General features: G+C 55.4%; 14 protein-coding genes. 2 read left to right on the top strand and 12 right to left on the bottom strand.

All coding sequences use genetic code 11. From position 1 onward, the window contains the following. Positions 1-29: 29 nt before the first annotated feature. The 10 genes from ACSOSI_RS22860 to ACSOSI_RS22815 form a co-directional block, all read right to left on the bottom strand. Positions 30-425 carry a DoxX family protein gene (locus ACSOSI_RS22860; protein ID WP_112363736.1) on the bottom strand — a complete coding sequence of 132 codons (396 nt, stop codon included), beginning with the start codon at positions 423-425 and terminating at the stop codon, positions 30-32. A 295-nt stretch (positions 426-720) separates the two neighbouring features. After that, positions 721-1,008 (bottom strand): YqjK-like family protein, encoded by a 288-nt coding sequence (locus ACSOSI_RS22855; protein WP_012147027.1) that lies wholly within the window; start codon positions 1,006-1,008, stop codon positions 721-723. Further along, positions 1,005-1,406, bottom strand: coding sequence for a phage holin family protein (locus tag ACSOSI_RS22850; protein ID WP_012147026.1), 402 nt, complete (start codon positions 1,404-1,406; stop codon positions 1,005-1,007). Before ACSOSI_RS22850 ends, ACSOSI_RS22855 begins: the two co-directional genes overlap by 4 nt. Positions 1,407-1,408: 2 nt before the next feature. Continuing rightward, positions 1,409-1,714, bottom strand: a complete 306-nt coding sequence (locus ACSOSI_RS22845) for an ElaB/YgaM/YqjD family protein (protein WP_085119129.1) — start codon at positions 1,712-1,714, stop codon at positions 1,409-1,411. Between the two features lie 164 nt (positions 1,715-1,878). Continuing rightward, positions 1,879-2,250 (bottom strand): DUF1090 domain-containing protein, encoded by a 372-nt coding sequence (locus ACSOSI_RS22840; protein ID WP_112363735.1) that lies wholly within the window; start codon positions 2,248-2,250, stop codon positions 1,879-1,881. Between the two features lie 224 nt (positions 2,251-2,474). Further along, on the bottom strand, positions 2,475-2,846 hold the full coding sequence (mzrA, locus tag ACSOSI_RS22835; protein ID WP_012147023.1) for an EnvZ/OmpR regulon moderator MzrA: 372 nt from the start codon (positions 2,844-2,846) through the stop codon (positions 2,475-2,477). Then, positions 2,846-3,517: a DedA family protein gene (locus tag ACSOSI_RS22830; RefSeq protein WP_012147022.1), complete on the bottom strand. Its 672-nt coding sequence runs from the start codon at positions 3,515-3,517 to the stop codon at positions 2,846-2,848. The genes mzrA and ACSOSI_RS22830 overlap by 1 nt, the downstream gene beginning before the upstream one ends. A gap of 140 nt (positions 3,518-3,657) precedes the next feature. Continuing rightward, positions 3,658-4,104, bottom strand: a complete 447-nt coding sequence (locus tag ACSOSI_RS22825) for a hypothetical protein (protein ID WP_012147021.1) — start codon at positions 4,102-4,104, stop codon at positions 3,658-3,660. A gap of 184 nt (positions 4,105-4,288) precedes the next feature. Next, positions 4,289-5,065 carry a transcriptional regulator ExuR gene (exuR, locus tag ACSOSI_RS22820; protein ID WP_261413926.1) on the bottom strand — a complete coding sequence of 259 codons (777 nt, stop codon included), beginning with the start codon at positions 5,063-5,065 and terminating at the stop codon, positions 4,289-4,291. Positions 5,066-5,178: 113 nt separating this feature from the next. Then, complete coding sequence (locus tag ACSOSI_RS22815; RefSeq protein ID WP_012147019.1) at positions 5,179-6,477, bottom strand: MFS transporter; 1,299 nt, start codon at positions 6,475-6,477, stop codon at positions 5,179-5,181. Between the two features lie 389 nt (positions 6,478-6,866). Here ACSOSI_RS22815 and uxaC point away from each other — a divergent pair, with 389 nt between their 5' ends. After that, complete coding sequence (gene uxaC / locus ACSOSI_RS22810; RefSeq protein ID WP_476706218.1) at positions 6,867-8,279, top strand: glucuronate isomerase; 1,413 nt, start codon at positions 6,867-6,869, stop codon at positions 8,277-8,279. A 20-nt stretch (positions 8,280-8,299) separates the two neighbouring features. Continuing rightward, entirely contained in the window at positions 8,300-9,790 is a 1,491-nt protein-coding gene (locus ACSOSI_RS22805) for a UxaA family hydrolase (protein ID WP_476706217.1), read from the top strand. 65 nt (positions 9,791-9,855) lie between these two features. On the opposite strand, the gene sstT is transcribed toward ACSOSI_RS22805, so the two are convergent. Continuing rightward, a complete protein-coding gene (gene sstT / locus ACSOSI_RS22800; protein WP_012147016.1) occupies positions 9,856-11,091 on the bottom strand; it encodes a serine/threonine transporter SstT in 1,236 nt (411 codons plus the stop codon). 266 nt (positions 11,092-11,357) lie between these two features. Beyond that, the gene (locus ACSOSI_RS22795; RefSeq protein ID WP_112363732.1) at positions 11,358-12,335 is read right to left on the bottom strand and encodes a TerC family protein; all 978 of its coding nucleotides are present in this window, start codon (positions 12,333-12,335) and stop codon (positions 11,358-11,360) included. Between the last annotated feature and the right edge of the window lie 173 nt (positions 12,336-12,508).

Below are 12,508 nucleotides of genomic sequence, written 5' to 3'. Positions count from 1 at the left end.
ATGCGGGCCCCAGAGTCGGTACTAAAATCTTACCACTTTTTGTTCAGAAGACGGTCGATGCTGAAACCGCCTGGGCCGGCAACGGCCAGTACGATGAAGCCGCCGGCGATGGTCAGGTTCTTCATGAACATCAGCTGGTTTACGCCATCTGCAAAGTTAGTATGGAACAGTAATGCGGTCAGGATGGTAAAACCGGCGGTGAACAGTGCTACGGTGCGAGTCAGGAAACCGAACAGGATCGCCAGACCGCCGCCAAATTCCAGCAGGATGGTCAGTGGCAGCAGGAAGCCAGGTACGCCCATCGATTGCATGTATTGTTGGGTGCCGGCATAGGCATCACCCATTTTGCCGTAGCCTGCCACGATAAACAGGATTGGCATCAGAATACGAGCAACCAGCAAACCTGCATCTTCTAATTTTTTCATCATTTACTCCAAAGTGATTTTTGTTTGCCAGTTTTGGCGTTTGTCATGTTAGTGAGCGGTATGCCGGGTATCTGACCCTGTCCTGCCCGTTTCGTCTTGATGGAGTGAATGTTAATCGGGATGAGTACGCTTTGTTAGCAAGTAAAACTGTCGTATTTTTTCAAAAAAACTGAATCTTTAGCCTGCTAACAAATCGTGGGGAATCAGAAAGTTGCCCAGCCTTCACCGGCAGAAACGCAAAGTCTCTGTGAAAAGGCGGGCAAAACATCGGAAGTATTGATGGAAGGGGGGACGGTTACTTGCTGGAAAACGTTTTCTGGATCAAGCGGATAGTACCAAAGGCACCAAAAGCGCGGCGTGACCAGCGAATCAACTTGCTGGGATGGCGGATACCGTACAACGCCATCACGCTGGAACCGACCACCAGATATTTACGCAGGCCGAAAAGGGTTTGCCAGCCGCGATCGATGCGCTCGGTCTTTTCCAGCCACAGGGCTTTGTTTTCGGCAAGATCCAGCCTTTGTTGCTGGATCTTGCCAATCAACTTCTCTTTTCTCCATTCCAGATAGCGGCGGCGATTCATTTTTCACCTTCCAGCTCGGAACGGTCGATTTCCAACTGATTGCGTGTCGCACCCAGCAGCGTGGAGCGGCGCGCTTTGACCAGTGTCCAGATAGCGCCAGCCACGGCCAGGAACAACAGCACACCGGTCGTCGTGCCTAACGCGATCAAACGGTAGACGGGATCTACGGCCCAGAAAATCAGGATCAGCAGGCTCATCAGGCCGAATGCGGTGAATAACAGGGTCATACCGGCCATAATCAGCAACTGAATGAGGTTGGCTTTCTCCTCCTCCAGCTCGACCACGGCCAGTCGAACCCGGGTCTCCACCATACCGACCAGAATGGTGATGATGCGCTGGGCGACATCCAGGACCCCTTTAGCGGGGCCCTGAGCACGAACTTGCGGTTGTTCTGCCATAATTAGCGGCGCGCTAACAGAACGCCCAGCACTACGCCGACCGCAGCGCCGATACCGATACCGGTCCACGGATTATCACGAACATACTCGTCCGCCTGGCCGGCGATTTGTTTGGTCTGGGAGGCAATCTTGTCCCCGGCATCGCTCAGACGTACGCGGGTATCTTTCAATGCGCTTTCGGCTTTGGAACGCAGCTTTTCCAGCTCGGCTTTTGGCTTATCGGTGGAAGAGTTCAACACTTCTTCCAGCGTATCGGCTAAGGATTTAAGTTCAGCGCGTAAGTTTTCTGCATTTGAATCATGTGCCATGTGATTATTCCTTAACGTTAACTTCGACAGACTTTCAACATAGCGGATTTTTTCGCCGGAGCAAAGGGCGGATGGGTAGCTGATATCACTAAGCATCCATTTTATATGCAATAAAAATCCCGTGTGGCGTGGCTCTCAGCGATAAATCCGCTGGTGTAAAAAAATTATTCCGCTTGAGCTTGTTTCAGCTCGGCTTGAGCTTCAGCCAGCTTTTTCTGTTTCTTGGCCACTTTCTCCAGGTTGCCGGTCTGCTGGGCTTCTTTCAGTTCCTGCTGACGCTCGGTGACCTTGCCTTGTTTTTCATCAATTTTTTTCTGACGATCGGCCTGCAGGCTGGCTGGTGTGCAATGGGTCTGCACTTCGCTCAATGCCGTTTTCAGCCCGGCGACACGCTGAGTATTGCCGTGCTGGGTGGCATAATCGATCTGTTTCTGAATTTCTTGTGCCTTGGTCACACAGCCATTCTCTGCTGCGAATGACAGGGCCGGCACGAGGAATAATGGGAGGGCAAGTAACACCGAATGGCGTAATTTCATGTTATCAGTTCCTTAATTATTGGGATGCATTGGTAAACATCCTCTGTTCCTGACTGCCAACAAAGGCAGCGCGACAGGAGTCTTACGCTGCTGACTGACGCTAACCTTTAGCATAGTCATGGAAAGCGCAGACCCCCAAAGAATCCGCCCCAGTTCGGTGGTGATTGGTGATTAATTGAACAGCGAGGCTAAATGAAAGGAAAGCCCTTCATATGAAGGGGGTATTATCCCAGATTGAGTGGGGCGCGTGCAAATTCACGCACCCAATGGGTAGGAACAGGGGATTCGCTGAGGGCGATGATGTAGCCCGGTGGCAAAATGTTTTGCAATGCTTCGCGCGCCAGCAACTGTTGTTCCGGCGAGTCCAGGCGGATCACCAGGCCATCGCCTTCCGGGGTGATGCTTTTGATGCGAATGCCTCGCTGATCCAGCCTTTGGTAGACATAGAAACCGTCAGGTAGCGAAAGGCCTTGCTGGCCCGCACGGATGCGCAGTTCGCTTTCGGTACGCACCATGCAGGGCACCAACAGCGTGGCGAGCGCCAGTAAAGCTAGCGCAATCAGCAACACGTACTGCCAGCGCGGGCGCTTGATCATCACGCCCCTTTCCCCTGATCGGCGCGTTTCTTGCGCCACAGCACGATTAACGAGCCCACCAGCCCCGCTACCAGCAACACCAGCGGCAGTAGCATCAGGCAGAACATCAATTGGTCTTCATATTTGCGGAACACCGGGGTTTTGCCCAAGGCAAAGCCCAGCGAGGTCAGGATCACCACCCACAGCAGACCGCTCATCCAGTTAAAGAACTGGAAGCGTGCGTTGCTCAGGCCAGAGAGGCCGGCAATGGTCGGCAATAGGGTGCGGACAAACGCCAGGAAACGGCCGACCAGCAGAGCGGAAAGCCCGTGGCGGTGGAACAACTGATGGGCACGCTGATGATAGTGAGCTGGCAGATGGGATAGCCAGCCCTGCACGGTTCGGGTATTACCGAGCCACTTGCCCTGTATGTAACTGACCCAACACCCCAGACTGGCGGCGACGGTGAGGATAAAAATGGTGAGCGGGAAATTCATGGTGCCTTTGGCGATCAGCACGCCAACCAGGATCAACAGGCTGTCACCCGGCAGAAACGCCGCCGGCAACAGGCCATTTTCCAGGAACAGAATCAAAAACAGCAGGCCGTAGAGCGTCCAGACCAGCGAGGGATTCGCCAGCGTCTCAAAATCCTGCTGCCATAAGGCATGTAACAGTTCTTTAATGATGTCCATCCGGTGTTCCTAAAACGTCATTGTTTGTTTTTGTCTCAGCGGCGGATCGGGAGTGGACGCAGAGCGCGCGGGCGATCCTGGCTGCTGATAATGATGAAACGGCGTTGCTTTTTAGTGGTTTCTAATCGGTGCGACACCGGTCAAGAGTGGTAAGTCAGCGTACCACGATAAAGCATATTACTTTCTTTCCAGCCACCCAGCCTGTTTTGCTGCTGCGAGGTATGCAGCGTCCAGTTCATCTGGGCAAGCCGGTTTGGCGCAGGTGATTTCTGGCGCGGGAGGCAAGTGCTGTGACCCAACTCTGTGGCTAACGAATAAACCGGCAACAGTTGGGCGGGGGCAGGTAGCGAACCGGGGTAAGAATGCACCCGCGGCAGCAGCAGCGGCATTTTACCGGGCGCTTTACGCCGCAGTTCTGCCGGTAACCGGTAAACCGGGTCATCAGGGGAGAACACCGACTCGGCAAGCGATGGCTGACCGTTCAGTGCCGTGGGAATAGCTTTGGAGGGCGCCGCGCATAGTTTTTGGCCGGAGACCGAACCGGTCCAGCAAAAAAGAGCAATAAGCATGGCAAACAACCAGCGCATGTATTCGCGTCCCGCCCCGTAGCAGAGGGTAAAAAGTGGCTCAACTTTACCAAAATAGCACGATTGGCAACAGGGAAATCTACGTTGCCAGCGGTGAAATACTACACGGCAAATCGCCGTTCAGGCATCGATTCAGCGGATTTTACAATACCTGACATAACGCTACGGTTTTTGACTGCTCGCACTATTTATTTTCTGCGGCCACGCCGTCCAGATGAACCACCGGGTTATCGGCGAACAGATAGCGGTCGGCGTTATATTCAAAATCGTCGCTGGTGGCGTTGAACAGCATCTGCTTGGTATTTTCCAGATGCTGCCACATGGCCAGTTTGGCGGCGTAAGGATCTTTACGTATCAATGCCTTGAGGATCTGATCGTGATCGTCACACCAACTGGCGATCGAGCGGTCGTCAATATGCTCATGCAGCTTGATCCAATAGGGGTTATTCACGCGCTGTACCCACATTTTTTCCACGATGGTGGCCATCGCCGTGTTCTGAGTGGCCAGCGCGACCTGAACGTGGAATTTCAGATCCCACTGCGAGTCGCGGAAGCGATCTTCCTTGCGTGCCTGTTCCTGGATCTCCATCAACAGAACGATGTCCTGTTTGGTGACCTGGGTGGCGGCGAATTCGGCAATGTTGCTTTCAATCAGTTGGCGCGCCTGCAGCAATTCAAATGGCCCGGCGGTGGCAAACTCGATGCTGTCGCCCGGAACCACCAGGTTTTTCTGCTGGTTGGACATCACGTGGATACCAGAGCCTTTGCGCACGTCAACGTAGCCTTCTACTTCCAGCATGATGATCGCCTCCCGCACGACGGTGCGGCTGACGTTCATCTCTTCGGCAATGTAGCGTTCGGCCGGCAGTTTATCGCCCACCGGATACCGGCCGCTTTCAATACGCTGCTTTAGTTCGGCGGCCAGTTGCTGATACAGGCGTCTGGTTTCAGTGAATTCCATAGTGAATGCTCTTAGGGTAGGGGGGCGCGTAACCATGGATTTGTTATACCACTTATCCTGCTGAGCTACCAGTGGCCGGGGGGCGCGCCCGGCGCGCTGGCCGGGCGATGGGGTTAACTGCGAGCCGAGGCCGGTTGCAGCGGATCTTCCTGCGGCTGTGAGGCCGGCCGATTTTGCAGGATGGTCCAGATGGCGATGGCACCGAGAATATCGAATACCGACAGCGCGGCGAACAGTGGGCTAAAACCCAGAGTATCGGCCAATGCGCCGACCACCAGGGCAAACATTGTGCTGGCTGTCCAGGCTGCCATGCCGGTCAGGCCGTTGGCGGTGGCCACTTCGTTGCGACCAAACACGTCAGATGACAGGGTAATCAGCGCGCCAGACAGCGCCTGATGGGCAAAACCACCGACGCACAGCAGCGCGATAGCCGCATAAGGGCTGGTAAACAAACCGATCATGCCAGGGCCAATCATTAGCACGGCCCCCATAGTGACCACTAGTTTGCGTGACACGATCAGGTTCACCTTAAAGTGTTTTTGGAAAAACGGTGGCAGGTAGCCACCAACGATGCAGCCGAGATCGGCGAACAGCATCGGCATCCAGGCAAACATGGCGATCTCTTTCAGGTTAAAACCATAGGCTTTAAACATGAATAACGGGATCCACGCGTTGAAGGTGCCCCAGGCAGGCTCTGCCAGAAAACGCGGCAGCGCTATGCCCCAGAACTGGCGGTTGCGCACAATCTGCCAGGCGGACATTTTCTTGGCGTTGTCGGTTTGGTGCTGCGCTTCCTGGCCCTCCAGAATGTACTCGCGTTCCTCACTGCTGAGTTTCTTCTGGTCTTTCGGGTGCTTATAGAAGATCAGCCAGCAGATGGCCCAGATCAGGCTTAGCACGCCGGTGATGATAAACGCCATTTCCCAACTGTGTGCCACTATGGCCCAGACCACCAGCGGTGGAGCGAGCATGCCGCCGATTGACGAGCCGACGTTGAAGTAGCCAACGGCTATCGAACGTTCTTTGGCCGGGAACCACTCGCTGCTGGCCTTCAGCCCGGCGGGGATCATCGCCGCCTCTGCCATGCCAACGGCGCCGCGCGCCAGTGCCAGACCGCCCCAACTGTTGGCGAGTGCGGTGCCCATACAAAACAGCGCCCACAGAATGGCGAACATGGCGTAACCCACCTTGGTACCCAGTACGTCCAGCACGTATCCCGCCACCGGCTGCATCAGGGTGTAGCAGGCAGAATAGGCCGCGACAATGTACGAATACTGCTGCGTGGTGATATGTAAGGTGCCTTCCAGCGTCGGTGCCGCCACGGCCATGGCATTGCGGGTCAGGTAGCCCAGCACGGTGCCGATGGTCACCAGCCCGATCATGTACCAGCGTAACCCTTTAATTTTACGCATCCAAAATATCTCCCAGTCTTCAATAGGTGACGCCGAGATGGCGGCAGAGTTTAAGTGGCTCCCCCTTTTCGTTGTTCTGCGCCGGTCTGTCCGTCACCGACGTATTCCCGCCGCATGAACGACTGGGTGGCGAGACAATAACTTGTCATACAGATTTAAAAGTTGAGTGATATCACAAAAGCCATTTTTCAATTGAGGGATACTGCCTGCTGGATAATTAGTCTATTTAGACGGTTTTTTGCCGTAAAACTGCCAATTAATGGCCTTTTATCGGCGATGGCGCCAAGACATAGGGTGATATTTTGCTGGACGCTCAGTGAAATTGGTGTGATAACTTTGTCGCATTGGACAGAGTACCGAACGGCAAGCATGGCGAGGAACCAAAAAAGATGGCGACGTTTTTAAGCGAAGATTTTCTGTTGGGCAACGAATTTGCCCGACGTTTGTATCATGACTATGCGGCAGACCAGCCGATCTTTGACTATCACTGTCATTTACCGCCGGAGCAGATCGCCGAGAACACCCGCTTCAAAAATTTATATGAGATCTGGCTAAAGGGCGATCACTATAAATGGCGGGCGATGCGCACCAACGGTGTGGCTGAGCGGCTGTGTACCGGGGATGCCGGTGACCGTGAAAAGTTTAATGCCTGGGCCGCTACCGTGCCGCATACCATAGGTAATCCGCTCTACCACTGGACTCATCTGGAGCTGCGCCGCCCGTTCGGGATTACCGGCACGCTGCTTTCCCCAACGACTGCGGACGATATCTGGCAGCGGGGCAACGCCTTGCTGGCGCAGGATGATTTCAGGGCGCGTGGCATCATGCAGCAAATGAATGTGAAGATGGTTGGTACTACCGACGATCCGATCGACGATTTGCGCCACCATAAAGCGATTGCGGCTGACAGTAGCTTCGATATCAAGGTGTTGCCAAGCTGGCGACCGGACAAGGCGTTCAATATCGACGCGCCGGGTTTCAATGATTACCTGCAAAAACTGGAAGCGGCAGCGGATATCAATATTGGCCGGTTTAGCGCGCTGTGTGACGCGTTGAAAAAACGCATGGATCATTTTGCCGCCCATGGCTGCAAGGTGGCTGACCATGCGCTGGACGTGGTGGTGTATGGCGAAGCGGACGAAAGCACATTGGACGCGATTTTAACCGCGCGCCTGAGTGGCAAGCTGCCGACGCCGGAGCAGAGCGCCCAGTTCAAAAGTGCGGTACTGCTGTTCCTGGCCGCCGAATATCAACGTCGTGAATGGGTACAGCAGTATCACATCGGCGCGCTGCGCAATAATAACAGCCGTATGCTCGCCAGTGTGGGGCCGGACATCGGCTTCGACTCGATTAACGACCAGCCGCTGGCGGAGGCGCTTTCTCGCCTGCTGGATGCCCAGGCACGCCAGGGCGGCCTGCCGAAAACTATTCTGTACTGCCTGAACCCGCGCGACAACGAAGTGATCGGCACCATGGTCGGCAACTTCCAGGGTGAGGGCACGCCGGGCAAGATGCAGTTCGGCTCCGGCTGGTGGTTCAACGATCAAAAAGACGGTATGCAGCGGCAAATGACGCAGTTGGCGCAACTGGGCCTGCTGAGCCGTTTTGTCGGCATGCTGACCGACAGCCGCAGTTTCTTGTCTTATACCCGTCATGAATACTTCCGCCGCATCCTTTGCCAGATGATTGGCGGCTGGGTGGAGAGCGGGGAAGCGCCGGCGGATATTACGTTACTGGGTGAGATGGTGAAAAACATCTGCTTCGACAATGCCAAAAACTATTTCGCCATTGAACTGGCCTAGCCGTTGCCCGAGGTGGGTTTATGCAAAGCATGGTAAAAATTCATTCGCTGGATAATGTCGCGGTAGCGCTGAGCGATCTGGCCGCCGGCGAAACCTTGGCGTTAGAAGCACAGAGGATTCAGCTGGTGCAACCGGTGACGCGTGGGCACAAGTTTGCGCTGCAGCCGATCGCTGCCGGTGAGGCCATCATCAAATACGGCTTGCCGATTGGTCATGCGCTGGAAGCCATAGCGCCGGGTGAACATATTCACTCGCAAAATGCCAAAACCAACCTGAGCGATCTCGACAGCTATCAGTATCAACCCGCTTTCCCGACGCTGCCACCACAGGCTGCGGATCGTGAGGTGCAGCTTTACCGCCGTATCAGTGGGGAGGTGGGGATCCGCAACGAACTGTGGATCGTGCCGACCGTTGGCTGCGTCAACGGCATTGCCCGGCAGATCCAGCAGCGTTTTCTGAAGGAAACTCAGGATGCGCAGGGGATCGACGGTGTGCATCTGTTCAGTCATCCGTTTGGTTGTTCGCAACTGGGTCAGGATCACGAGAACACCCGCACCATGCTGCAAAATATGGTTCGCCATCCGAACGCCGGGGCGGTGCTGGTGATTGGACTCGGGTGCGAGAACAATCAGGTGGATGTATTCCGCAGTACGCTGGGCAGGGTTGATGAGCAACGGGTGCGCTTTATGGTGTGCCAGCAGCAGGACGATGAGGTTGAAGCCGGGCTGGAGCAGTTGCATGCGCTGTATCAGGTGATGCGTGACGATCGCCGTCAGCCGGGTAAGCTGAGCGAGTTGAAGTTCGGACTGGAGTGTGGTGGATCGGACGGTCTGTCCGGGATTACCGCCAATCCATTGCTGGGGCGTTTTTCTGATTACCTGATCGCCAACGGCGGCACCACGGTGTTGACCGAGGTACCGGAGATGTTTGGTGCCGAACGGATCCTGATGAGCCGTTGTCGCGATCGGGCGACCTTCGAGAAGACCGTCAGCATGGTCAACGACTTCAAACAGTACTTCATCGCCCATAATCAGCCGATTTATGAAAACCCTTCACCGGGCAACAAGGCCGGCGGGATTACCACGCTGGAGGAGAAATCCCTCGGTTGCACGCAGAAAGCCGGGCAGAGTCAGGTGGTAGACGTGCTCAAGTATGGCGAACGCCTGCGCCAGTCCGGCTTAAACCTGCTTAGCGCGCCTGGCAATGATGCGGTAGCGACCAGCGCGCTGGCCGGTGCCGGCTGTCATATGGTGCTGTTCAGCACCGGACGCGGCACGCCTTATGGCGGCTTCGTGCCGACGGTGAAACTGGCCACCAACAGCGAACTGGCGGCGAAGAAACCCCACTGGATTGATTTTGACGCCGGTCGGCTGATCCACGGCACCTCGATGGAGAGTCTGCTGGAGCAGTTTGTCGACCTGATCGTGGCGATTGCCAATGGTCAGGCGGCGCGTAATGAAGTGAATGATTTCCGTGAGTTGGCGATTTTTAAAAGCGGGGTAACTTTGTAGAGGTGTGATATTGAGGTCAAAAAAAGGCGCCCGATAATGAGCGCCTTGTTGAATAAGCTCGGAAATTAACGCACCTTCAGCGGATCTTCATCTGCCAACCGCTGGTCTTCCGCCTGACAGGCTGCGGCAGTAAACAGGACGTCGGTAGAAGAGTTCAGTGCGGTTTCGGCGGAGTCTTGCAGCACGCCGATGATAAAGCCGACGGCGACCACCTGCATGGCCACGTCGTTCGGGATGCCGAACATGTTACACGCCAACGGGATCAGCAACAGCGAACCCCCGGCCACGCCGGAAGCGCCGCAGGCACAAACGGCAGCCACTACGCTCAACAGCAGCGCGGTCGGCACGTCAACCGGGATCCCCAGAGTATGCACCGCCGCCAGCGTCAGCACGGTAATGGTGATCGCCGCACCGGCCATATTGATGGTCGCACCCAGCGGGATAGAAACCGAATAGGTGTCTTCGTTCAGATTCAGTTTTTTGCACAGCTCCATATTCACCGGAATATTGGCGGCCGAGCTGCGGGTGAAGAACGCGGTCACGCCGCTTTCACGCAGGCAGGCGAACACCAGCGGATAAGGATTGCGACGGATTTTCCAGAAAACGATCAGCGGGTTCAGCACCAGTGCGACCAGCAACATACAGCCGATCAGCACCACCAGCAGTTGAGCATAACCCCACAGCGCGCCGAAGCCGGTTTCGGCCAGCGTCGAAGCCACCAGGCCGAAGATGCCAAGCGGGGCACAGCGGATCACCGCACGCACCACCATGGTGACTGCATGTGACATATCGTTAATCAATGATTTGGTGGTGTCAGAGGAGTGACGCAGCGCCAGTCCCAGCCCCACTGCCCAGGCCAGAATACCAATATAGTTAGCGCTAATCAGCGCCTGGAACGGGTTGGCCACCACGCTCAACAGCAGGCCTTTCAGCACCTCAATAATGCCGCCCGGTGGGTTGATCTCGGCATTGCCGGCTACCAGCGCCAGGTTGGACGGGAACATAAAGCTGACCACGACCGCCACCAGCGCCGCAGCGAAAGTGCCCAGCAGGTAAAGGAACAGGATCGGCCGGATATTGGTTTTCTGCCCGTGTTTGTGATTGGCGATTGAGGCCATGACCAACACCAGCACCAGTACCGGCGCCACCGCTTTCAGTGCGCCAACGAACAGCGCACCCAGCAAGCCCACAGCCGAAGCCGTTGCCGGTGAGACCAACGCCACAATAATACCGGCTACCAGGCCGACCATGATTTGTTTGACCAGACTGCCCTGAGTGATCTTCTGTAATAGTTTTTGCATAGTGCTTTTTCTTCCCGATGATGTTGCTTACAGCTTTATCTCGGCGGGAACCTCGCCGGACAACTTTTATTTGAATCTGTAACCAAGTGTGTTTGCCAAATCAGTATTCAGTAAACCAGGGGGGTTGGAAAGGGCCAGCGGTGAAATTCTGAGGGCGGATCAACTCTTGATAACATACTGGTTACATTTGTGTGATCGCAATAACGTTTGGCGTTTTAGGCGAATTGCCAAACAATCACGGGGCGACTAGCGCCCCGGATAACAGATTATGGTGCTTTATTATTAGCCAGGCGGTCATTCCGGCGGTTAACCCAGGCGTTGATCAGCAGCGTCAGCGTCAGGATACTGGCGACTACGCCAAGTGAAACACCGATCGGAATGTGGAACAAATCGATAATCAGCATCTTGACGCCGATAAACATCAGGATCAGCGACAGACCATATTTCAGCATCGAGAAGCGTTCTGCCACGTTAGCCAGCAAGAAGTACATGGCGCGCAGGCCCATGATGGCAAACAGGTTAGAGGTCAGGACGATGAACGGGTCGGTGGTCACGGCAAAGATCGCCGGGATGCTGTCGACCGCAAAGATCACGTCGCTCAGTTCCACCAGGATCAGCACCAGTACCAGCGGCGTAGCAAACAGCAGGCCGTTGCGGCGCACGAAGAAGCGCTCACCTTCCAGATTATCAGTCATGCGCAGATGGCTGCGCAGCCATTTCACCAGCGGCTTGTCGCCAATCGCCGCGCCATCTTCTTTCGCCAGCGCCATCTTGATACCGGTGAACAGCAGGAAAGCGCCGAACAGGTACAGCAGCCACTGGAACTGGGTCACCAGCCAGCTACCGGCGAAGATCATGATGGTACGCAGCACGATCGCGCCCAGTACGCCAAAAATCAGTACCCGACGCTGAAGGTTGGCCGGAACGGCAAAGTAGCTGAACAGCATCAGCCAGACAAAGACGTTATCAACCGCCAACGCTTTTTCGATCAGATAGCCGGTGAGGAAGGCCAGCGCCTGTGTGTCGGCAACGGCACGCCCGGCGGTTTGGTTCAGGTAGTACCAGAAACCCAGGTTAAACAGCAGAGAAAGGCTGACCCACACCAGCGACCAACTGGCGGCCTGCTTCAGCGTCATGGTATGCGCGCCTTTGCGGCCCTGCAGCAGCAGGTCAATTGCGAGCATCACAACTATGATGGCGGCAAAGCTGCCCCATAACCAAGGTGTGCCAACGGTATTCATCATCAGAGGTATCCTTCAAAAACAAAAACGGCCAACGTCGGAAGACGCTAGCCGCTCTTATGAACGCTGCAAGCAAACCTCGCCTTCCGGCAAGGTCTCACTTACAACGTTGATGAAGGTGCACCTTGGTGCTCCCTGACATCAGGTTGCCCGGTAACCGGGTGCTTGCGCACCGT

This window comes from Serratia sp. AR11, from assembly GCF_056376275.1.
The sequence above is the reverse complement of the archived record's forward strand: the minus strand, read 5'-3'. Positions and strand labels throughout refer to the sequence as shown.